At 68.6% G+C, this 22999-nt stretch carries 19 protein-coding genes; 9 read left to right on the forward strand and 10 right to left on the reverse strand.

The features are described from left to right. The first annotated feature begins 28 nt into the window (after nt 1-28). Complete coding sequence (locus AC3WLY_RS21275; RefSeq protein WP_175962794.1) at nt 29-712, forward strand: HAD family hydrolase; 684 nt, start codon at nt 29-31, stop codon at nt 710-712. A 106-nt stretch (nt 713-818) separates the two neighbouring features. On the opposite strand, the gene AC3WLY_RS21280 is transcribed toward AC3WLY_RS21275, so the two are convergent. From AC3WLY_RS21280 to apbC, 5 genes are all read right to left on the reverse strand, one after another. Further along, nucleotides 819-1649 (reverse strand): lysozyme inhibitor LprI family protein, encoded by an 831-nt coding sequence (locus AC3WLY_RS21280; RefSeq protein WP_175962793.1) that lies wholly within the window; start codon nt 1647-1649, stop codon nt 819-821. Further along, nucleotides 1649-3928, reverse strand: a complete 2280-nt coding sequence (locus AC3WLY_RS21285) for an arginine/lysine/ornithine decarboxylase (RefSeq protein WP_034178750.1) — start codon at nt 3926-3928, stop codon at nt 1649-1651. Before AC3WLY_RS21285 ends, AC3WLY_RS21280 begins: the two co-directional genes overlap by 1 nt. 81 nt (nt 3929-4009) lie before the next feature. After that, on the reverse strand, nt 4010-4579 hold the full coding sequence (dcd, locus tag AC3WLY_RS21290; protein WP_006398615.1) for a dCTP deaminase: 570 nt from the start codon (nt 4577-4579) through the stop codon (nt 4010-4012). 195 nt (nt 4580-4774) lie between these two features. Then, on the reverse strand, nt 4775-5311 hold the full coding sequence (gene sodC / locus AC3WLY_RS21295) for a superoxide dismutase [Cu-Zn] (protein WP_175962792.1): 537 nt from the start codon (nt 5309-5311) through the stop codon (nt 4775-4777). 133 nt (nt 5312-5444) lie between these two features. Continuing rightward, complete coding sequence (apbC, locus tag AC3WLY_RS21300; protein ID WP_492309217.1) at nt 5445-6536, reverse strand: iron-sulfur cluster carrier protein ApbC; 1092 nt, start codon at nt 6534-6536, stop codon at nt 5445-5447. Between the two features lie 349 nt (nt 6537-6885). Here apbC and AC3WLY_RS21305 point away from each other — a divergent pair, with 349 nt between their 5' ends. From AC3WLY_RS21305 to AC3WLY_RS21320, 4 genes are all read left to right on the forward strand, one after another. Then, nucleotides 6886-7530: a YiaD family glycine zipper/OmpA-like lipoprotein gene (locus AC3WLY_RS21305; protein WP_096471514.1), complete on the forward strand. Its 645-nt coding sequence runs from the start codon at nt 6886-6888 to the stop codon at nt 7528-7530. A 350-nt stretch (nt 7531-7880) separates the two neighbouring features. After that, nucleotides 7881-10034, forward strand: a complete 2154-nt coding sequence (gene metG, locus AC3WLY_RS21310) for a methionine--tRNA ligase (protein ID WP_492309218.1) — start codon at nt 7881-7883, stop codon at nt 10032-10034. 203 nt (nt 10035-10237) lie between these two features. After that, nucleotides 10238-11446 (forward strand): radical SAM protein, encoded by a 1209-nt coding sequence (locus tag AC3WLY_RS21315; protein ID WP_492309219.1) that lies wholly within the window; start codon nt 10238-10240, stop codon nt 11444-11446. After that, a complete protein-coding gene (locus AC3WLY_RS21320) occupies nt 11430-12566 on the forward strand; it encodes a DNA methyltransferase (protein WP_175962790.1) in 1137 nt (378 codons plus the stop codon). Before AC3WLY_RS21315 ends, AC3WLY_RS21320 begins: the two co-directional genes overlap by 17 nt. 25 nt (nt 12567-12591) lie before the next feature. Here AC3WLY_RS21320 and AC3WLY_RS21325 read toward each other — a convergent pair whose 3' ends face one another. Beyond that, nucleotides 12592-16623: a translocation/assembly module TamB domain-containing protein gene (locus AC3WLY_RS21325; protein WP_492309220.1), complete on the reverse strand. Its 4032-nt coding sequence runs from the start codon at nt 16621-16623 to the stop codon at nt 12592-12594. A 28-nt stretch (nt 16624-16651) separates the two neighbouring features. Next, complete coding sequence (locus AC3WLY_RS21330; protein ID WP_492309221.1) at nt 16652-18466, reverse strand: autotransporter assembly complex protein TamA; 1815 nt, start codon at nt 18464-18466, stop codon at nt 16652-16654. A 252-nt stretch (nt 18467-18718) separates the two neighbouring features. On the opposite strand from AC3WLY_RS21330, the gene AC3WLY_RS21335 reads away from it, so the two are divergent. The 4 genes from AC3WLY_RS21335 (at nt 18719) to panD (ending at nt 21326) form a co-directional block, all read left to right on the forward strand. Then, nucleotides 18719-18907, forward strand: a complete 189-nt coding sequence (locus AC3WLY_RS21335; protein ID WP_034178757.1) for a DUF3460 family protein — start codon at nt 18719-18721, stop codon at nt 18905-18907. A 4-nt stretch (nt 18908-18911) separates the two neighbouring features. Further along, complete coding sequence (locus tag AC3WLY_RS21340; RefSeq protein ID WP_034178758.1) at nt 18912-19784, forward strand: segregation and condensation protein A; 873 nt, start codon at nt 18912-18914, stop codon at nt 19782-19784. Between the two features lie 271 nt (nt 19785-20055). Continuing rightward, nucleotides 20056-20895 carry a pantoate--beta-alanine ligase gene (panC, locus tag AC3WLY_RS21345; RefSeq protein WP_174384252.1) on the forward strand — a complete coding sequence of 280 codons (840 nt, stop codon included), beginning with the start codon at nt 20056-20058 and terminating at the stop codon, nt 20893-20895. Between the two features lie 44 nt (nt 20896-20939). Further along, on the forward strand, nt 20940-21326 hold the full coding sequence (gene panD, locus AC3WLY_RS21350) for an aspartate 1-decarboxylase (protein ID WP_031398432.1): 387 nt from the start codon (nt 20940-20942) through the stop codon (nt 21324-21326). Nucleotides 21327-21462: 136 nt separating this feature from the next. On the opposite strand, the gene AC3WLY_RS21355 is transcribed toward panD, so the two are convergent. From AC3WLY_RS21355 to AC3WLY_RS21365, 3 genes are all read right to left on the reverse strand, one after another. Then, complete coding sequence (locus AC3WLY_RS21355) at nt 21463-22122, reverse strand: ParA family protein (protein ID WP_175964218.1); 660 nt, start codon at nt 22120-22122, stop codon at nt 21463-21465. A 136-nt stretch (nt 22123-22258) separates the two neighbouring features. Beyond that, nucleotides 22259-22672 carry a DoxX family protein gene (locus AC3WLY_RS21360; RefSeq protein ID WP_492309222.1) on the reverse strand — a complete coding sequence of 138 codons (414 nt, stop codon included), beginning with the start codon at nt 22670-22672 and terminating at the stop codon, nt 22259-22261. A 151-nt stretch (nt 22673-22823) separates the two neighbouring features. Further along, nucleotides 22824-22967, reverse strand: coding sequence for a hypothetical protein (locus AC3WLY_RS21365; protein WP_175964185.1), 144 nt, complete (start codon nt 22965-22967; stop codon nt 22824-22826). Nucleotides 22968-22999 lie beyond the last annotated feature (32 nt).

Here is a 22999-nt window from a genome sequence, read left to right on the forward strand (position 1 = left end):
CGCCCGCCCCGCTTCCCGGATGTCGCCGATGACCTTTTCCGCCGCGCTCTTCGACATGGACGGCCTGCTCGTCGATTCCGAGCGGACCATCATGAACACGTGGATCGACGTGTCGAACGCACACGGTGTCGCGCTGACCGCCACCGACTACCTGCAGATCGTCGGCCGCTCGTTCGCCGAGGGCCAGGTCATCCTGGCCCGGCTGATCGGAAACCCAGATACGTTCGACGCCGTGCGCATCCGCGTACGCGAACAGCTCGCGTCGCCCGAGCCCCATCCGAAGTTCCCGTTGAAGCCCGGCGCGTTCGCGCTGCTCGACACGCTCGCGCAGGCCGGCATTCCGTGCGCGGTCGCGTCGTCGTCCGCGTGCGACGTGATCCGCGCGCGGCTCGACGCGGTCGGCGTGCTGCCGTTCTTCCGCGCGATCGCGGGCGGCGACGAAGTCGCGCGCGGCAAGCCCGACCCGGCCGTCTACCGGCTCGCGGCCGAACGCCTCGGCGTGCCGGCACATACGTGCGTCGCGTTCGAGGACAGCGACTTCGGCGCGCAATCGGCCGCCGGCGCGGGCGCGTCGGTCGTCACCGTGCCCGACCTGAAGGCGCCGACGCCCGAAATCGTCGCGCTGAGCCTGCACGTGCTCGCGTCGCTCGACGATGCGGTCGCGCTCGTGCCGTCGTGGTTCGGCCGGTACGATACGCAGAAGCCCGCGTAGCGCACGCGAGCGCGAAACACGGTGCGTTGCGCACCGCCGAATGCAAACGGGCACCCAAGGGTGCCCGTTTTGCCTTGCCGACGAACGACTGACGTCGCGACGGCTTCTAGTTGTTGCCGGCCGTCTCCGACAGCCGCTTCATCGTCGCGATGCGCGCGCCGATCAGGTCGACGCGACCGTCCTCGCCGACGAGCGGCGCCGTCGCATCGCGGAACGCGACCCATGCGCGCTGCGCGCGCACCAGCGTCGCGGCCGAATGCGCAGGCATCTTGCGGCGCAGCTTCTGGTAATAGCGGTTCAGGTCGAACAGCGCGTGCTCGCACGCGGCATCCTGTTCGCACGGCCGCACGCGGCGCACGGCCGGATCGCGCGGTGCGTTCGCCGCCGGCTTGCCGTTCGGCGCGGCCCCGCCCTGGGCCGCGCCCTCGGCCGCGCTCGTGCCGCTCGTGGCCGCGACCGGTACGGCGGCGGGCGGCGGCGCATAACGATCGGCCGCGCCGCGCAGCGCCAGCGCGCGATCGCGCACGGGCTGCAACTGCATGTCGGCGCTCGACATCGTGTACGCGGTGCCGCGCGTCGTGTCGTACACGGCCTTCAGCAGAAGAACTTCATCCTTGCGCCACGTGACCCAGCGGCGCTGGCTGTCCTGCCAGCCGCGCTTCGCATCGGCCGGCGCATCCTTCAACAGGCGCTGGTACGCGCCGTCCATCACCGCCTGCCACTGCTGCTGCGCTTCGCCCATGCACTGGATCTGGCCGGCCGTCGACGACCGGTCGCGCCGCGCGAGGCATTGCCGCATCGCGACGTCGATCGGGTCGGCCGCCGCGACTTCCGCGTGTGCGACGCCCGGCCCCGCCAGCCCCGCCACCCCTGCCGCCCAGACGACGAGCGCGGCCACCGCCACGCGCATCGCCCGGAATCGTCCGTGCGTCGCCATCAGTCGCGCACGCAGTCGACGTAGTACTCGACGCGGCCGTTCACCTCTTCCGCGACGAGGCCGTGGATGTCGGTGTGGAAGCCCGGGAAACGCTCGTTGAAGTCGCGCGCGAACCGCAGGTAGTTCACGATCGTCTTGTTGAAGCGCTCGCCCGGGATCAGCAGCGGAATGCCCGGCGGGTACGGCGTCAGCAGGATGCTCGTCACGCGGCCTTCGAGCTCGTCGAGCGGCACGCGGTCGATCTTGCGGTGTGCGAGCTTCGCGAACGCGTCCGACGGCTTCATCGCCGGTTCCATGTCCGACAGGTACATCTCGGTCGTCAGGCGTGCGATGTCGTTCGCGCGGTACACGTCGTGGATCTGCGTGCACAGGTCGCGCAGGCCGACGCGCTCGTAGCGCGGATGCTGCGCGACGAATTCCGGCAGCACGCGCCACAGCGGCTGGTTGTTGTCATAGTCGTCCTTGAACTGCTGCAGCTCGGTCACCATCGAGTTCCAGCGGCCCTTCGTGATGCCGATCGTGAACATGATGAAGAACGAGTACAGGCCGGTCTTCTCGACGATGATCCCGTGCTCGGCCAGGTACTTCGTGACGATCGCGGCCGGAATGCCCGTCTCGCCGAACTCGCCGTCGACGTCGAGCCCCGGCGTGATGATCGTCGCCTTGATCGGGTCGAGCATGTTGAAGCCTTCCGCGAGCGGGCCGAAGCCATGCCAGTGGTCGTTCGGCTTCAGCATCCAGTCGTCGCGCGAACCGATGCCTTCTTCCGACAGGTTGTCCGGGCCCCACACGCTGAAGAACCAGTCGTCGCCGTATTCGGCGTCGACCTTGCGCATCGCGCGGCGGAAGTCGATCGCTTCCGCGATCGATTCCTCGACGAGCGCGGTGCCGCCCGGCGGCTCCATCATCGCGGCCGCGACGTCGCACGACGCGATGATCGCGTACTGCGGGCTCGTCGACGTATGCATCAGGTACGCCTCGTTGAAGCGGTGCTTGTCGAACGTGCGGTTCTCCGAATCCTGCACGACGATCTGCGACGCCTGCGAGATGCCGGCGAGCAGCTTGTGCGTCGAGTGCGTCGCGAACACGAGCGCGCCCGTGCGCGGGCGGCCGTCGCCGATCGCGTGCATGTCGCGATAGAAATCGTGGAACGTCGCGTGCGGCAGCCACGCTTCGTCGAAGTGCAGCGTGTCGAGCAGGTCGCCGAGCAGGTCCTTGATCATCTCGACGTTGTAGACGACGCCGTCGTACGTGCTCTGCGTGATCGTCAGGATTCGCGGCTTCATGTCCGGGTTCTCGCGCAGCGCCTCGCGCGCGAACGGGTTCGCCTCGATCTTCTTGCGGATGTTCTCCGGCTTGAATTCGTCGCGCGGGATCGGCCCGATGATGCCGAAATGGTTGCGCGTCGGCGTCAGGAACACCGGAATCGCGCCCGTCATCGTGATCGCGTGCAGGATCGACTTGTGGCAGTTGCGGTCGACCAGCACGATGTCGCCGGGCGCGACCGTCGCGTGCCAGACGATCTTGTTCGACGTCGACGTGCCGTTGGTCACGAAGAACAGGTGATCGGCGCTGAAGATGCGCGCCGCATTGCGCTCGGACGCCGCGACCGGGCCCGTGTGATCGAGCAGCTGGCCGAGTTCGTCCACCGCGTTGCAGACGTCCGCGCGCAGCATGTTCTCGCCGAAGAACTGGTGGAACATCTGGCCGAGCGGGTTCTTCAGGAACGCGACGCCGCCCGAGTGGCCCGGGCAGTGCCACGAGTACGAGCCTTCGTCCGCGTACTTGACGAGTTCCTTGAAGAACGGCGGCGCGAGCGAGTCGAGATAGACCTTCGCCTCGCGGATGATGTGGCGCGCGACGAACTCCGGCGTGTCCTCGAACATGTGGATGAAGCCGTGCAGCTCGCGCAGGATGTCGTTCGGCAGATGCCGCGACGTACGCGTCTCGCCGTACAGGAAGATCGGGATGTCCGCGTTGCGGCGGCGCACTTCGGTGACGAACGCGCGCAGCTCGATGATCGCGGTCGCGAGCTCGGGCAGCTCGCCGTCCGGGCCGGTTTCGCCGAGCATGAGTTCGTCGTCGTCGATCGACAGGATGAAGCACGACGCGCGGCTCGACTGCTGCGCGAACGACGTCAGATCGCCGTAGCTCGTGAGGCCGAGGACTTCGACGCCCTCTTTCTCGATCGCTTCGGCCAACGCCCGGATGCCGGAGCCCGAGATGTTCTCGGAGCGGAAATCTTCGTCGATGATGACGACGGGGAAACGAAACTTCATGGGCGATTCTCCAAAAAGAACGACCGCGGCGCGTCACGCGCAGCGGTCACCCGGAAACTGGTGAGACGATATGCAACCAGATCAGGTTTTCGGCAGCGTGACACCGCGCTGCCCCTGATACTTGCCGCCGCGATCGGCATACGACACGTCGCACACTTCGTCGCTCTCGAAGAAGAGCACCTGCGCGACGCCTTCGTTCGCGTAGATCTTCGCGGGCAGCGGCGTGGTGTTCGAGAATTCCAGCGTGACGTAGCCTTCCCACTCGGGCTCGAACGGCGTCACGTTGACGATGATCCCGCAGCGCGCATAGGTCGACTTGCCGAGGCAGACCGTCAGCACGGTGCGCGGGATGCGGAAATATTCGACGGTGCGGGCCAGCGCGAACGAGTTCGGCGGGATGATGCACACGTCGCCCTTGAAATCGACAAACGAACCCTCGTCGAAGTTCTTCGGATCGACGATCGTCGAGTTGATGTTCGTGAAGATCTTGAATTCGTCTGCGCAGCGGATGTCGTAGCCATAGCTCGACGTGCCGTAGCTGACGATCCGGCGGCCGTCCTCGGACGCGCGAACCTGATCGGGCACGAACGGCTCGATCATCTTGTGCTCTTCGGCCATGCGCCGAATCCACTTGTCGGACTTGATGCTCATGTCAGCCTCCGCCGGGCCGTCCCAAGGAGGCTGACCGCCCCCTCGGAGGGCAGCGAACAAAGTGAGCGTGAGGGTCGATTCATATCGGGGCGCCAGGAAACGCTGCGTGACAGTCAGGGAGGGCCGCTCGCGCGAGGCGGCGGCCGGGAAAGGCGGACATTTTACGCGATCATCGGCCCGCGCACGCGGCAGCCGTCAGCGGATCACGCCGCAGGCGAGCGCGGGCCCCGCGCCATGCTGCGCAAACGCGGGATCGCTCGGGTCGCGGTGCACCAGCGCCGAGCGGCTCATCGCCGAGCGCACGCCATCGAGGGCCAGATCGGGAGCGACGATGAAGCCGGCCGCGACACCGTTCGCATCCGCATGGATGTTGCCGAGGTCGCCGGCGACGCGGGCGCCCGCGCGCAGACGGTCGGCGGCCGGCGCGAACACCTGGCCGGCGCTCGAGCCGTCGCCCGCGTTGCAGTCGCCGCGCTCGTGCACCTGCAGCGCGTGATCGCTGTTCGGCGGCAGGCCGACCAGGTTGTAGGTGACCTGGACGCCGTCCGGACGCTCGACGAACGTCACCGCGCCGCGCGCCTGCGAACCGACCGTCGGCTGCAGTTGTGCGTCGGCCCGTTTTTCGTGCGACGAGGAAAAGGAGGTGCAGCCGGCCAGCAGGCCCAGCGCGGCGACGGCCAGCAGCGCGTGCCGCGCGCGGCCGGCGCGCACCCCGTGATGTCGTTGTTTCATTCGATCCTCATGCCGGCTGACGGCCGTTTGACACGGCGGCCATGCCGGGCGGGTAAAGGGACCCGGGAAAAGTCGCCATGATACCGCGCCTCGCGGCGCCGTAAACAGCGTGAGGCCCCGCCCCGCAAGGGTTTTACGTATTTTGAACAACGATGGTCGGGAACTTCGACGTCATGTCGCGCGCGCGCTCGGCAATCGCCAGCGCGACCCCGCGTGCGATGTCGCGGTAGCGACGCGCCAGCGCGCCGTCCGGATCGGCCGCGACCGTCGGCGTGCCGCTGTCGGCCCGCTCGCGGATCGCGATGTCGAGCGGCAGGCTGCCGAGCACGTTCACATCGTAGTCCTTCGCCATCCGCTCGGCCCCGCCGGCGCCGAAGATATGCTCCTCGTGGCCGCAGTTCGAGCAGATGTGGATGCTCATGTTCTCGACGATGCCGAGGATCGGAATCCCGACCTTCTCGAACATCTTCAGGCCCTTCTTCGCGTCGAGCAGCGCGATGTCCTGCGGCGTCGTGACGATCACCGCGCCCGTGACGGGCACGCGCTGCGCGAGCGTCAGCTGGATGTCGCCCGTGCCGGGCGGCATGTCGACGATCAGGTAGTCGAGCTCGCGCCAGTTGGTCTGGCGCAGCAACTGCTCGAGCGCGGAGGTCGCCATCGGGCCGCGCCACACCATCGGGTTGTCTTCCTCGATCAGGAAGCCGATCGAGTTCGCCTGCAGCCCGTGACCGACGAGCGGGTTCATCGACTGGTTGTCGGGCGACTCGGGGCGCTGGCCGTGGATGCCGAGCATCGTCGGCAGCGACGGGCCATAGATGTCGGCGTCGAGAATGCCGACCGATGCGCCTTCCGCGGCGAGCGCGAGCGCGAGGTTCACGGCCGTCGTGCTCTTGCCGACGCCGCCCTTGCCCGACGCCACCGCGACGATGTTCTTCACGTTCGGCAGCAGCTTCACGCCGCGCTGCACCGTGTGCGCGACGATCTCCTGCGACACGGCGACGCGCGCGTCGCGCACGCCCGGCACTGCCTGGAGCGCCGCCGCAACGCGTGCGCGCACGTCGTTGTGCTGGCTGCGCGCGGGATAACCGAGCACCACGTCGAGCGCCACGACATCGCCGTCGATCGCGACGTTGCGCACGCCCTTGTTCGCCGCATACGGCCGGCCGGTATTGGGGTCGACGACAGCCGCCAGTGCGGCGTCGACTTGTGCCCGGTCAATGCTCATCGAAACTCCGTGAAAACGTTTTTTTCGCGCGCAAACGTCAAAAAATATCAAATTACGCTGCGAAAATCGGGAAAAGTGAAAGAATCTGTTGCATGCCATTGCGCGAACGCGCGACCCGGCGCACTCTTCGCGTGCGGCACGCTATGGGGCCAAATCGGCCACTAACCGCCTATATTGTAGAGGCTGACGCGTCGCGCTGTCCGAACAGCCATGTTGACGGACAGGGCATGCGGCCGCCTCGGCGGCTGCCGCGAGCGCCGGGCCCGCCCTCCTTTTTCGGGCGGCCTGTGCGGGGAGCCGTAACTGTAGTTGTCGTTGTCGACTCGTTCAACCAAGAGAGGAATCCAAGATGAACATGAAAATCGCGACTCGCCTGTCCGTCTTCGCCCTGGCCGGTGCAGTGCTGGCCGGCTGCGCATCGCCGCAAGGCACCAACACGGCCGTCGGTACCGGCACGGGTGCGGCGCTGGGCGCGGGCATCGGCGCACTGGCGGGCGGCGGCAAGGGCGCGGCGATCGGCGCGGGCGTCGGCGCGCTGGTCGGCGGCGTGACGGGTTACAACTGGCAGGCGATCAGGAACAAGCTCGCGCCGTCGGCAGCGCAGACGGGCACGCAGGTGACCGAGCAGCCGGACGGCTCGCTGAAGCTGAACGTGCCGAGCTCGGTGACGTTCGCGACGAACCAGTACGCGATCACGCCGGCATTCACGCCGCTGCTGAACGACCTGGCGACGACGCTGAACCAGAACCCGCAAGTGACGGCATCGGTCGTCGGCTACACGGACAGCACGGGCTCGGCGCAGCTGAACCAGACGCTGTCGCAGAACCGCGCGCAAAGCGTCGTGAACGCGCTCGCGCAGCGCGGCGTCAACGCCGGCCGCCTGTCGGCGCAGGGCATGGGCCCGTCGAACCCGATCGCGGACAACGCGACCGAAGCCGGCCGCGCACAGAACCGCCGCGTCGAAATCTACCTGCGCGCAGCGCAGGCGCAATAAGCGCACGACGAGGGGAAGACGCGGGCACGCCGCCCGCGCAGCCCCGCGGGACAAGGCTTCCGTCGGGGCCGGTAACAAATCGAAAAAAATTTCGAACTTCCGTCGCGGGCCGTGGTCAGTATTTACGGTACGCGGCTGGGAGTTGCCGGCGCGTCACCATTCTCCTCTTGTCGTTGTTGCTCCGGGGCCGTATCCGCCCCGGTTTTTTTTTGCCTGCAGAATTCATGCTGCAGCGCAGCAGCACCGCCGGTTCCGGCGCCCGCCACGCGGCGCCGGCCCGCCTCCCCGGCCCGCGCCCCTGCTAGAATCGCAGTTTCCCGTCGTATTTCCGCCGTTCCTCTACAGACCTTATGTCCGCAACCGACCTCACTTCCGTGCAGGCTGCGGCGCCGCAAGGCGCGCGCCAGATCCTCGTTACGTCCGCACTGCCCTATGCCAACGGGCAGATCCACATCGGCCACCTGGTCGAATACATCCAGACCGACATCTGGGTGCGGACGCTGCGAATGCACGGTCACGAGGTCTACTACATCGGCGCCGACGACACGCACGGCACGCCGATCATGCTGCGCGCGGAGAAGGAAGGCCTGAGCCCGAAGCAGTTGATCGACCGCGTCTGGACCGAGCACAAGCGCGACTTCGACAGCTTCGGCGTGTCGTTCGACAACTTCTACTCGACCGACTCGGACGAGAACCGCGTGCTGAGCGAGCAGATCTACCTCGCGCTGCGGGAAGCCGGCCTGATCGCCGAACGCGAGATCGAGCAGGCGTACGACCCGGTCAAGGAAATGTTCCTGCCGGACCGCTTCATCAAGGGCGAGTGCCCGAAGTGCCACGCGAAGGACCAGTACGGCGACAACTGCGAGGTGTGCGGCTCGACCTACCTGCCGACCGAGCTGCTGAACCCGTATTCGGTGGTGTCGGGCGCGACGCCGGTGCGCAAGACGTCGAAGCACTACTTCTTCCGCCTGTCCGACCCGCGCTGCGAGGCGTTCCTGCGCGAATGGGTGAGCGGCCTCGCGCAGCCCGAAGCGACCAACAAGATGCGCGAATGGCTCGGCGACGCCGGCGAGGCCAAGCTCGCCGACTGGGACATCTCGCGTGACGCGCCGTACTTCGGCTTCGAGATCCCGGGCGCGCCCGGCAAGTATTTCTACGTGTGGCTCGACGCGCCGGTCGGCTACTACGCGAGCTTCAAGAACCTGTGCGACCGCAACGGCATCGATTTCGACGCGTGGATCCGCGCGGGCTCGAAGGCCGAGCAGTACCACTTCATCGGCAAGGACATCCTGTACTTCCACACGCTGTTCTGGCCCGCGATGCTCGAGTTCTCGGGCCACCGCACGCCGACCAACGTGTTCGCGCACGGCTTCCTGACGGTCGACGGCGCGAAGATGTCGAAGTCGCGCGGCACGTTCATCACCGCGCAGAGCTACATCGACACGGGCCTGAACCCGGAATGGCTGCGCTACTACTTCGCCGCGAAGCTGAACGCGACGATGGAAGACATCGACCTGAACCTCGACGACTTCCAGGCGCGCGTGAACAGCGACCTCGTCGGCAAGTACGTGAACATCGCGAGCCGCGCGGCCGGCTTCCTGCTCAAGCGCTTCGACGGCCGCGTGCAGGACAGCGCGATGAACCATCCGCTCGTCGCGAAGCTGCGCGATGCGATTCCCGCGATCGCCGCGAACTACGAAGCACGCGAATACAGCCGCGCGCTGCGCCACACGATGGAGCTCGCGGACGACGTGAACGCGTACGTCGACGGCGCGAAGCCGTGGGAGCTCGCAAAGGATCCGGCCAACGCGGTCGCGCTGCACGAAACCTGCAGCGTGAGCCTCGAAGCGTTCCGCCTGCTGTCGCTCGCGCTGAAGCCGGTGATGCCGCGCGTCGCCGAATCCGTCGAGTCGTTCTTCGGGATCGCGCCGCTCACGTGGGCCGATGCCGCGAAGCCGCTGTCGTCGGAACAGCCGATCAAGGCTTACCAGCACCTGATGACGCGCGTCGACGCGAAGCAGATCGACGCGCTGCTCGCCGCGAACCGCGATTCGCTGCAGGCCGACGCGGCCGCTGCAAGCGCGAACGCCGCGAAGGACTCGAAGAATGCGAAGAACGCCAAGGCGAACGCGAAGCCGGCCGTCGTGAACGGCGCCGACGACGCCCCCATCTCGATCGACGATTTCGCGAAGATCGACCTGCGCATCGCGAAGATCGTCGCGTGCCAGGCCGTCGAAGGCTCGGACAAGCTGCTGCAGCTCACGCTCGACATCGGCGAGGAAAAGACCCGCAACGTGTTCTCGGGCATCAAGTCCGCGTACCAGCCCGAGCAGCTCGTCGGCAAGCTGACGGTGATGGTCGCGAACCTCGCGCCGCGCAAGATGAAGTTCGGCCTGTCCGAAGGGATGGTGCTCGCGGCGTCGGCAACCGACGAGAAGTCCGAGCCGGGCCTCTACATCCTCGAGCCGCACAGCGGCGCGAAGCCCGGCATGCGCGTGAAGTAAGCAGCACACGCCACTGCTTGAGAAGAAAGCCTCGCACGATACGTGCGGGGCTTTTTTTCATGGCGTGGCGCGCGCAGCACCGTCCGACGCGCAGCGCGCGAGTTCGGCTAACATGGCGACGACATCGGGCCCGCCGGATTCCGAAGACCGCATCCAGCGGTCCACCCAGGCCGTGGCGGCAGGCCCCACCCAAGAATAACGACATGACACACACTTCCGACGCCCCGCCAGCGGAACGCACGCGTGCTTCGCCGCGCGCGAGCCGTGCCCGCGCCCCGATCACGATTCCGCTCGTGCCGATCGCGCACGCCAACGCCGTCGCGCCGCTCGTCGCGCGCAGCCGCGCGTTCGACACGCTCGCCCGGCGCTTCGCGTGGCTCGCGTTGCGCGAGCCGCCCGCCGACGACAGCCGCCGCTGGCATGTCCATACCGTTGCCGGCCGAACGATCCGCTTCGCGCAGCCGCTCACGTTCACGCCATACGCGGCGGCGCAGCCCTGCTCCGCGCGTTGCCGGTTCTGCTCGGAAACGCTGGTCGACGAAACCGCGTCGGGCCCGGTAGCGGCAGGCCTGCGCCCGGCGGCCGACTATTTCGACACGCTGCGGCGTGCGCTGAGCACCCTGCGCGGCGTGCCGCTGTCGTACTCGCTGTCCGGGCTCGAGAACACGGACGATCCGCGCTGGCTGCTGTCGCTCGTCGCGACGCTCGGCGCGGCCGGCGACGACGGTCCGGACGCAACCGGCAGCGTGCTGTACACAAACGGCGCCGGGCTCGTCGAACACGGCGACGCGCTGCTGCCGGCCCTCGCGGACTTCGGCATCTCATGGCTCGAATGGTCGCGTCATCACGACCGCGACGACGTGAACCAGTCGATCATGCGCTTTCGGCCAGGCCGGCACGTGAGGCACCAGCACGCGTTCGAAACGGCATTTGCCGCCGCGCGCGCGCACTTTCCGGTCAAGCTCGTCTGCATCGTGCAGCGCGGCGGCATCGAGACGCCGGCGGACGTGCTCCGCTATCTGGCCCATGCACGCGCGCTCGGGGCCCGCTCGGTGATCTTCCGCGAGTTCTCCGCGCTGCCCGACACCTATCGGCACAACGCGACGCGGCGCTACATCGACCGCACGCGCGTTCCGATCGACGCGCTGCTGCTCGCCTGCGCGGCGGACGCCGCGTTTTCCGCGCAGTACGAACCGATCGCGCTGACGGGCGGCTACTACTTCTGGAATGCGCGCTGGACGCATCGCGACGGCTTCGAGGTCGTGTTCGAGACGTCCGACTACGGCGCGATGCGCGAGCACGAGTTGCGCGATGCCGTGTACAAGCTCGTGTTCCACCCGAACGGCAACCTGTGCGCCGGCTGGCATCCGGCGCGCGACATCCTGTGGAGCAACGATGACCGTCGTGACTAGCTGGCTGCGCCTGACCGACGAGGCCGCCGACACCACCCTGCCCGCCGACCTGCGCGCGCGGGATGCGTTTGCCGCGCGCGATTGCGGCTGGGTCGAGCAGATGATGCCATTCATCGGCAGCCACGCGACGCCGGGCGGCTGGATCGTCGATCCGTTCGGCGGCTTCGGCACGACGCTCGTCGCCGCCGCGCGATGCGGCGTGCCGGCGCTCGGCGTCGAGATCGACCCGGCGCGCGTCGCATTCGCACGCGAACGACTCGCGCGCACGGGCGCGCCACCCGCCCGCTATCCGGTGCTGGCCGGCGACCTGTCGAGCGACGCGACGCAGGCCGCGGCACGCCGCGCCGGCGGCCCGTTCACGCTGTGCCTGACGAGCGTGCCCTACTTCGGCTGCACGGGGTTGCCCGACAGCCCGCGCGACGGGCAACTGTACGGCGTCGATTGCTATGCGCCGTATCTCGAGCGGATGCGCAACGTGTTCGCCGGCGTGCATGCGCTGCTCGAGCCGGGCGGCTGGTGCATCGCGATGGCGCAGAACCTGCGGGTCGGCGGCCGGTTCGTGCCGCTGGCATGGGATGTCGCGCGATTGCTCGGCGAGCGCTTCGTGTTGCACGACGAACGCGTGCTGATCTACGAACGCGCCGACGGCCCGGCGCCGCACGGCGCCGGCGCCACCGACCGCACGCATGAATACGCGCTCGTGTGCCGCAAGGCGCCGCTCGCGAGTGACGTCGACGCAGCCCGCGCGCTGGTGGCCGCGCTGACGCGCGAGGGCTTCGCGTTCGCGGTGATCGGCGGCTTCGCGCAACGGCTCGCGGCGGCAGCGGACGATGCCGCCGCTGCGCCGCTGAACGACGTCGACCTCGTCGTGCCGCCCGACGATGCGGATCTGTCACGGCTGCTGCAACGGCTCGACGCCGACGGCTTCTCGATCGAATCGTGGAATGCGCGGGTGACGCCGCCGGTCGCGGCTGCCGCGCTGCAATACCGCCACTACTTCCGCGCACGGCGGCTTGATGCACGCGGCCGCTGGCTGCAGGTCGACGTGACGGTCGCCGCTACGCGCGAAGCCTTCGACGCATGCCTGCGCGCCGACCCGAGGCCGGGCGCGTCGGGCTGAGCGGGGGCCGGAGCGCGCCCCTTGATCACCGCTGACCGAACCAGCGATCGAAGCGCCGCGTGTAGTTCAGGTCGACGCCCTGGAACGTGCCGCCGTACGCGGACACCGACCAGAAGCGCGTCAGGTTGATCGTCGCCTTGAACGCGTTGCTGGCCGACTGCAGCCCCTGCTCGTAGCCGAGCACGAAGCGCTCGTTGATCGCCTTCGACACCTGCACGACCTGGGGATCGGTCAGGCCGACGTCGCTGCGGCCGATCGAGAATTCGTCGAGGCCGATGGTCTGCGCGACGCGCTTGCCGGTCGCGCTGCCGAGCAGCGCGAGCGCGGCCGTCATCGCGCCCTGCTGGCCGACGTTGTTGCCCTGGTCGGTGCCGTGCCCGAACAGCAGCCACGACAGCTTCTCGTTGTCGGTGACGTTCGGCTCGGACACGAGCTTGACCGTCGACGACTGGATCATGCCCGTCACCTGCACGCCGGCCTCGACCTCCTGGTTGCGCCGCATCGCGAGGATGTTGACGCCCGGGTTCGACACGGGCCCGTTGAACGTGAAGAAGCCGTTCTCGATCGCCAGCTTGCGGCCGAACACCGTGTACGTCGATCCTTCGGTCACGCGCACGTTGCCGACCGCACGCAGCGGCACGCCCGGCGCGCTCATCACGGTGATCGTGCCGCGCAGCCCGAGATCCGCGCCGTGGCCCTTGAATCGGAAGTTGTTGCCGAGGCCGATGTCGATGTTCGCGCGCGGCGCGAGCGACGGCGCCGGCTTGTCCGTGGCCGGCGGCGGCTTCGCGACCGCGGTGCCGGTCGGCGTCTCGCCGCGCACCGTGCCGTCCGGCCGCACGATCACGACATCGTCGGACAGGTGCGGCGCCGCTTCCTCGGGCAGGTCGAACAGCGCGCGGTCGACGACGAACTTGCCGTCGATCGACAGCGCGCCACGCGGCCCGTCGTTCGCGACCGTCGCCTTGCCCGACAGCGACAGCTTGCGGTCCGGCGCCGCGAACAGTTCGAGCTTGTCCGCGACGATGCTCGCGGTCAGGTCGGGCGCCTCGCCGTCGAGGCGCACGCGGCCGAGCGCGCGCAGCGTGCCGTCGCCGCCGTGGAACTCGACCTGCTGGAATTCGACGAGGTTTTCCGAGAGCTTCACGCGCACGATGCCGTCCTTCAACTGCACGCCCTGGTCGACGAGCGTCGCGGACAGGTCGTCGCCCGTCAGCATCCCCGACAGGTTCGGCTTCACCGGCGTGCCGGCGACCGTCAGCTTCAGCGCCGCGCGCCCGCCGAGCAGGTAGCTCGGCCCGAACAGATTGCCGGTCGCTTTCAGCGACGGGATATCGGCGTCGATGCGGCCCGACAGCGGGCCGTCGTCGACGACCCCGAACACGCCGTCGCGCAGCGCGAACGGCACCGTGACGTTCGCATCGAGCGTGCCGATCCGGTTCGCCTTCGCGAGCGCCGTCACGTTGAGCCGGTTGCCGGGCGCGAAGCTCGCGCGCGCGGACAGGTCGGTCAGCCCGAGCGACGCGATGCCGCGCCCGCTCTCGATCGTCACGTCGCCGCCGCGGCGCTTCACCTGCACGTAGCCCGTCGCGTTCGCGCCGAGCGAGAAATCCCAGTCGGCATCGAGCACGACGTCGGTGCGCACCGGCGGCCGCTGGCCCGTCAGCGCCTGGCGGACCTCGAAGAAGCGTGCGACCGATGCGCCTCTCACCGAGCCCGCCGAGCGCATCTGGCCGTGATCGAACACGAACGACTTCAGGTCGATCGCCGCGCCTTCGAGCGTGAGCCGCGTCGCGCCGAGCGCCACGCGGCCGGCGCCGGCCGACACGGTGAGCGGCGCCTGCAGCGCGACGGCCGGCGTGCCGCGGTTCGCAAGGCGCGTGACGGTGCCGTCCCAGCGCATCCCGTCGCGGTTCTCGATCACGCCGCCGTTCGCCGCGAGCGTCACGTCGATCACGCGGCCGCCGGTCGTCCCGAGCGCCGATGCGTCGAGCGTGTGCTTCGCGCGCGTGCCGTTCAGATTCGCGCGCAGCGATTTCAGCTTCTGCGAGCCGAGCGCGATGTCGGTCGCGTCGGCCGTGAACACGAGTGCGCCGTGCGCGCCGTCGCGGATGTCCGCGCGGCCCTGTGCGGCGCCGATCCGGTTCGATCCGACGACGACGCGCTCGGCCTTGTAGGTGGCCGTCACGTTCGGGTGCGCGAAGCTGCCGGTCAGGTCGCCCTGCGCCTGCACGAGCCCTTCCACGCCGAAGCCGAGCCGGTCGAGCTGCGGCGCGTCAACGACGAAGCGCAGCCGGTCGCCGGGCGCGCCGAAGCTGCCGCGCAAATCGACGTGGTTGCCCGCGATCGACAGGTTCGCGTTGCTCGGCAGGATTCGCGAGCCGGCGAGCTGCACGACGCCGGCACCGGTCAGCGGCACGCCGTCGTACAGGCTGTCGCCGAGCTTGAAGGTCGCCTTCGTCGACACCTGCGGCGCAAACGCGCCCGACGCGGTCAGCGTGCCCGACACGCGCGTCTCGCCGCGCCTGGCCGGCGCCTTTGCGTTGGCGGCCGCCTTGCCGCCGCCGGCCTTCGGCGCGCTCATCGCGGCGAGCAGCAGCGGATCGAACGCCGTCAGCGTCGCCTTCGCGTCGTAGCTCGAGTGCGCGTCGTGGCGAAACACGCCCGTCAGGTCGATACGACCCTTGGCCGCAGTCACGCGCGCGTCGGTCAGCACGGTCTGCTGCGGCGTCAGCGCGACCTTCGCGCGCGCGCCGAGCGCGAGCTTCGGGTCGTTCAGGTCGAAATCGACGGTCGTCACGTCGCCCGCGAGCGTCACGCCGAGCGGGCCGCCCAGGCGCATCGGCCGCAACTCGGCGACGAATGCGTTCAGGTCGAGGTTCGCGACCTTCAGGTCGAAGCGGCCCTTGCCGCCCGTCAGCGTGCCGTTGCCCGTCACGCTGCCGTCGCGGATCAGCTTCAGCGCGAGATCGTCGATCCGCTGCGCGTGCGCGTCGAGATGCACGTTCGCGTGCGCGTCGATCACCGGCAGCAGGTGATCGCCGAGCGTGCCGGGCTTCGCGTTGACGATCGACACGGGGCCCGTCACCGCGAAACCCTTCGCGGGTGCGGTGCCGGCAGGCGCGGTCACGGGCGCGAGCTCCGCGCGCACCGCGAGATCGGCGGCCGGCGCGCCGGGTGCGAGCGCCTGCGGGTTCACGTGATCGAACGCGAGCGACGCGCGCGTGAGCGGCACCGCGCCGAACGGCGCGGCCTCGACGTGCGCGCGCCCGCTCAGCTTCATCCCGCTCGCATCGACGTCCGCGACGAGCGCCTCGAGCGAGCCCGACACGCGGGCCCGCGCGTCGACCGGCTCGTCGGACAGCTTGCCCGCGTAGGTGGCTTCGCCCGTCAGCGCGAACGGCTTCACGCCGTCGAGCTTCGCGCGCGCGGTCAGCGCGCCGTACGGCGTATCGACGCCGCCGAGCACGAGTTCATGATGACGGCCGTCGCTGCGGCCGTTCAGCGCGAGGCGGTCGAGCTGCGTCGTCGAACCGCCGTCGTGAATCGCGAGGTGATCGACGCGCAGATCGTCGATCCGCAACTGCAGCGGCAGGCTCAGATCCTGCGGCGTCGTGCTCGGCGTCGACGGCCCCGGCGCGATCCGCACGTCGATCGTGCCTGCGCGAAGATAGGCGATGGACAGCCGCCACGGCGCGCGGGTCAATGCCCAGCGGCCGTCGAGCCGGTCGATGCGGACCTCGGTGCCGGTGCCGTCGGGGCTCGTCCACGCGAAGCCGCGCAACCGCACGCCGGTCGCAAGCGAGCCGCCTTCGAGCGTGCCCGCGAGCCGTGCGCCGAGCACGCGCCCGGCCACCTGCCACGCGAGCCGCGTGCCGCGCTCGGTCGTCGCCGCGGCCAGCACGAGCCCGGCAGCCAGCACGACGAGCAGCACGGCCGTGGCGAGCGTCCACGCGACGACGCGCACCGCGCGGCCGCGGCGCGGCGGCGCGTCGGGCGCGCCGTCGGGCGAGTCCGGATCGTGAGGCGGCGGCGTGTCGTTCGGGTCCTTCGTCATGCGGTTCGTCGTGGATGAAACGGTACGTTCAGAAAGCGATGCCGAGCGTCAGGTACGGACGCACGCTGTGGTTGCGCAACCCGTACGCGACATCGACGTTGATCGGGCCGACGGGGCTTCGCCAGCGCGCACCGATGCCGACGCCCGGATAAAACACCTTCTCGCCCCACGCATCGGTCGCGGTGCCGATGTCGAAGAACGTGGCGGCGCCCCAGTCGCGGTTGAACCAGTGCTGGTATTCGGCGGTGCCCGTCATCAGGTACTTGGTCGGCAGCACGGAGCCGGCGACGCTGTTGCCGATGCTCTGGTAACCGTAACCGCGCACCGAGTTCGAGCCGCCCGCGCGGAACAGCAGCGACGCCGGCACGCCGGTCGAGCTGCCGCTCGTGAACACGCCGCCGAGCTCCGCGCGGAACACGAACAGGTCGCGCTTGCCGATCGGCAGGTACTGCTGACCGCGCGCGTAGCCGCGGATGAAAGTCTGGTCGGTTGCCACGCCCTTGATCGCGAAGCCGGCCTCCGCGTGGATCAGGTTGCCCGAGCGCGGAAACAGCGGATCGTCGACGTTGCGGCGCGTCCAGGCCCATTGCGGCACGAGCGCGCGGCTCGTGGTCGGCCCCGCGCCGTTCTGGTCAAGCCGGTCCTGGTAGAACATCAGCGAATACGCATAGTCGATGAACTGGCCGGTGCGCGTGCGCTGCACGCCGACCCGCGCGCTGTAGATGCGCGTGTCCGACACGTTGGTGTTCGTATACGACGCGAGCACGCTGTTGGTCCACCCTTTCTCGCCCGGCGGCATCGACAGCTGGACCTGCCCGTACTGCTGGATCTGGTCGAGCCGGCCCGACACGGTCAGCGGCCACGCGGCGCCGAACGTGTCGAGATACGTATAGGAGCCCTGCACATGCGGGCCCGTGTCGGTTGCATAGCCAACGCCGCCGCGGATGTTGTTGTACGGGAACTCGCTGACCTTCACGTGCACGGGCGTGCGCTCGGGCTTCGTCGTATCGTCGCCGACGTCGATCGCGACGCTCGCGTAGTACGGCGTGTTCTGCAACTGCCGCTGCAATTCGGTGATCCGCTGCGCGTCGTAGATCTCGCCTTCCGACAGCGGATTGACGTTCGTGGCGATCTTCTCCGGATAGCGGCGCACGCCGTCGACATCGACCTTGCCGATCGTAAACGTCGGGCCGCTGTCGAACGCGACCGCGAGCGTCGCGCGCTGCGTGCGCGGGTCGACGCGTGCCTCGGACGACACGATCTTCGCGCCGAGATAGCGGCGCGACTGCAGTTGCTTGAGCGCCGCGCCCTTCGCGCCGTCCCAGTCGGACTGCGTGAACGGGTCGCCCGGCTTCAGCGAGAACGCGAAGCGGGTCGCGGCCTCCTGCTTCGGATCTTCGGTGTCGACGGGGCCCTTGAACGTCAGGTCGACCGTCGACACGACGGTCTGCGGCCCCGGATCGACCGCGATGCGCACGTCGCGCTTGCCGTCGCGCATACGCACGTCGGTGCGCACGACCGGCGAGAAATAACCGGCCGTCGCGGTCAGGTCGCGCACCTGCTGCGGCGTGGCGGTCACGAGGAAGTCGAACTGGTCTTCGCTGATGTCGTCGCGCTTCGCGAAGCGCGCAATATCGAGATGCGACTTGAGCAGCTTGCGGATCGAACGCGGCGCGTCGATGTCGACGTCGTACTTCGCGTAGGCAGGCAACGCGAAGAATGCGGCGACGCACCCCGCGAGGGCCGCCCGCGCGGCGCGGGCCGCGGCGCCGGCGCGCTTGCGTGCCACGCGCGGGCCCGGGTCATGCGCCATGTGTGCTTGCTGGTTCGACTGCCCCGCCAAATATGACCTCGCCCTCGGTTGTCACGGTTTCGTGGAAACCCTGTATTTGACCACAGGGCAGCGGCCATGCCCGCACGCGCGGGGCTTTGACGCTTGCGCGCAACGGCGCGCACACGGGCCCGGGCCGCTTCGCCGCAGGTGCGGGCCCGCGGATTCGACGCGCGATTGGCGCCGGCCGTTCCCGCGATGCGGTAAAATCCCGCCAACGCGAATCCGGCGCATCGTGCGCCGCCCGAAACGGAAAATCCAGCCATGCCGTACCAGTCCGACGTCACGCAGTTCCTGAACCAGCTCAAGCAGCAGAAGCCGACGCTCGAGGAAGAGCAGCGCAAGGGCCGTTCGCTGCTGTGGGACAAGCAGCCGATCGACCTCGAAGAGCGCGCCGACCAGCAGGAATCGCGCGTGAAGCAAACGTCGTACGTCTACTACCAGAACTTCTGACGACGTGAGCGCCGCCGACGAGGCCAGCGCCGCCCGGCAGGACGACGCGATCGCCGCGCCCGCGGGCGCCGATTCGACGCCCGACACGGTCGACGGTGTCGCGGCGTTCGCGCGCCTGTACGGCGAGCCGCTCTTCAAGCTGCCGCAGGATCTCTACATCCCGCCCGACGCGCTCGAGATCTTCCTCGAGACGTTCGAAGGCCCGCTCGACCTGCTGCTGTACCTGATCCGCAAGCAGAACTTCAACGTGCTCGACATCCCGATGGCGCAGGTCACCGCGCAATACCTGGGTTATGTCGACCAGATCCGCACGTCGAACCTCGAGCTGGCCGCCGAATACCTGCTGATGGCCGCGATGCTGATCGAGATCAAGTCGCGGATGCTGCTGCCGGTCAAGAAGGCCGACACCGGCGACGAAGCGGAGGATCCGCGTGCCGAACTCGTGCGCCGCCTGCTCGAATACGAGCAGATGAAGCTTGCCGCGCAGCGCCTCGACCAGTTGCCGCAGCTCGGCCGCGACTTCCTGCGCGCCGAGGTCTACATCGAGCAAAGCATCACGCCGCGCTTCCCCGACGTGAACTCCGACGACCTGCGTGCCGCGTGGGCCGACGTGCTCAAGCGCGCGAAGCTCGTCCAGCACCACAAGATCTCCCGCGAGGAGCTGTCGGTGCGCGAACACATGAGCCTGATCCTGCGCCGGCTGCAAAACGCGCGCTTCATGGAGTTCGCCGACCTGTTCGACACGTCGCGCGGCGTGCCGGTCGTCGTCGTGAACTTCATCGCGATGCTCGAACTCGCGCGCGAATCGCTCGTCGAGATCACGCAGCCGGAGCCGTTCGCGCCGATCTACGTGCGCCTCGCGTACCTCCCCGCGTAAGGCCCGCGCCCGCCCTTCCCGTTCTCCCGATTGACCGCGACGCTCGCCGCTTCGCCGCGGCGGGTGGCCGCGCCCCCAGGCCGCCGCCCGTTTCCGGCACGCCCGATTAAAAAGTGAACGATCGTTCTCTTTTCGATGCGTTTGGCGGCCAAATCCTCTACAATCCGCCGACGCCCGATGCGCCGCCCGCGCGCCGGCGTTCTCCGCTTCGACCCCGACGCCGCTGCTGCGGCGCCAACGCGCGCATGCGCGAGGAACCCGCTACCCGATCATGAAAGTCATCAGCTCGATCCATGAACTGCGCGACCAGCTGCGCGGACAGAACCGCACGGCGTTCGTGCCGACGATGGGCAACCTGCACGAAGGGCACCTGTCGCTGATGCGCCTCGCGCGCCAGCACGGCGACCCGGTCGTGGCGAGCATCTTCGTCAACCGGCTGCAGTTCGGCCCGAACGAGGATTTCGACAAGTACCCGCGCACGCTGCAGGACGATATCGAGAAGCTGCAGAAGGAAAACGTCTACGTGCTGTTCGCGCCGACCGAGCGCGACATGTACCCGGAGCCGCAGGAATACCGCGTGCTGCCGCCGGACGATCTCGGCGGGATCCTCGAAGGGGAATTCCGGCCCGGCTTCTTCACCGGCGTGTGCACGGTCGTGTCGAAGCTGATGGCCTGCGTGCAGCCGCGCGTCGCCGTGTTCGGCAAGAAGGACTACCAGCAGTTGATGATCGTGCGCCGCATGTGCCAGCAGCTCGCGCTGCCGGTCGACATCATCGCGGCCGAAACCGTGCGCGACGAGGACGGCCTCGCGCTGTCGTCGCGCAACCGCTACCTGTCGGCCGACGAGCGCAGGGAAGCGCCCGAACTCGCGAAGACGCTGCAGCGCATGCGCGAAAGCGTGCTCGGCGGCGAGCGCGACCTCGGCAAGCTCGAGCAGCAGGCGCGCACGCATCTGGCCGAGCGCGGCTGGGCGCCCGACTACCTGTCGATCCGCCGCCGCGCGAACCTGATCGCGCCGAGCGCCGCCGAACTCGAAGCCGGCGAGCCGCTCGTCGTGCTCGCGGCCGCGAAGCTCGGCGCGACGCGCCTCATCGACAACCTGGAAATCTGACGGGCCGCCTGCCCGCGCCTCTCACGACGCATCACGGAGACACCATGCAGCGCCACATGCTCAAATCGAAGATCCACCGCGCGGCAGTCACGCACTGCGAGCTGCATTACGAAGGCTCGTGCGCGATCGACGAAGACCTGCTCGAAGCGTCCAACATCGTCGAAAACGAACGGATCGACATCTGGAACATCAACAACGGCGAGCGCTTCTCGACGTACGCGATCAAGGGCGAGCGCGGCAGCGGGATGATCTCGCTGAACGGCTCGGCCGCGCGCCGTGCGCAGCTTGGCGACCTCGTGATCATCGCGGCGTTCGCGATGGTCGACGAAGCCGAACTGCAGGCCGGCTGGAAGCCGAAGCTCGTGTTCATCGACGACGGCAACAAGATCAAGGGCCACCGCGATCACGTGCCGACGCAGAACTGGACCTAACCTGACCGGCCGCCCGCGTGCCGTGGCGCGCGGGAGCGGCTGCGCCGCCTGCGGTCGAAGGGCCGGATCCCGTGCGACACGGGATCCGGCCCTTTCTCATTTCAGCGCGCGCCGGCCTCGGGGCCGCGCGATCGGATCAGGACGCCTTGGCGGCCTTCTCCGCCTTCGGCGCAACGCGCTCGGCCCATTCGACGATCGGCCGCCACTGTTCGAGATCCTTTTCGACCCGGCTCTTCGCGACGTCCCACAGCGTGAGGCCGTGCGCGGCGATCTGCACGTAGTTCTGCGTGTCGCGCACGTAGCCGAGCACCGGCAGGCCGAGCCCTTCGACGAAGCGGTGCAGCTGGTCCGACGAGCGCGTGCGCGCATCGACCCGCATCCCGACGATCCCGACCTCGACGCCGCCCTTGCGCACGGCCTTCTCGCCAGCGAGGCGCTCCAGAAACTGCTGGGTCGCGAGAATATCGAACATCGACGGCTGCAGCGGCACGATCACCTTGTCGGCCACTTGCAGCGCGACGCCGAGCCGGTTGCCGTGCAGGCCGGCCGGCGTATCGATCACCGCATATTCGAGGCCGCGCGGCGGCTTCGACGGCGCGTCCGGATCGAGATCCCACGATTCGATCGCCGGCAAGCCGGCCGGTCGCAGGTCGAGCCACGCATGCGCGGACTGCTGCCGGTCCAGGTCGGCGAGCGCGACCCACGCGCCTTGCGCCGCGAAATAGCCGGCAAGATTGGTGGACAGCGTGCTTTTCCCCACGCCGCCCTTCGGATTCGCCACCACGATCACCGTCATGAATTCCCCCGAAAAAGCCACGCGGCGCCGGCCGCATGGCTGGCGCCGCTCGATTGCGGATACAGGGAGCGATGATATCGGCAAACGGGGGATCACCGGAACGGGTCGCGCCGAACCGCGCGCCCCTGATACTTCCTTACACGCGCTGAACCGCGGCCTCCCGGGCGCCGATCGCGAACGCGCCGCCGCCCAGCAGCGCCTGCACGGCAAGCGTGACGGCCCAGAAGGCCGGATATTCCCAGCCGCCGTTCGGCGACGAGAAGCTCCAGCCGTTCGGCAGATGCGCGGCCGTCGCGCCGAGCATGAACGGCAGCAGCGCGAGCGCTGCAACCCGCACGCGGAAACCCGCGAGCAGCGCCAGGCCGCCGGCCAGTTCGACGAACGTCGTCAGGTATGCGAGCCAGCCCGGCAGGCCGATCGACGCGAAGAACTGCGCGGTGCCGGGCAGTGTGAAGACGAACACCTTCTGCGCGACGTGCGCGAGGTACAGCACGCCGAGCGCGACGCGCAGCAGCGTCGCGGCGAAATCGTTCAGGCGATTGGGGTTCATGGCGGATTCCTTCATGAGTGGATGCGAATGGGCCCCACTCTATTCGAACCGATTTGGCCGATAAACATGCCAATCCGCTTTAACTGATTCCCAACAGGAACGAATAAGGCCGTAAAAAAGGGGCACGACCGATCATGCCCCGATACCCGCGTCAGTAACCGCTCTTGCCTTGCGTGGCGTCGCCGGAACCAGACTGGCCGCCGCCCGGTGTGTACGAATCGCACGCGTGCGCAACCGCCGATGCGCCCAGCAGCGCCGCGAGCAGCACGCTCCACCACCATCGAACCTTCATCATCGGACTCCTCCAGGCGGACCTCCGCCCTCCTT

It is taken from the genome of Burkholderia sp. FW306-1C-G01B, from assembly GCF_058781685.1.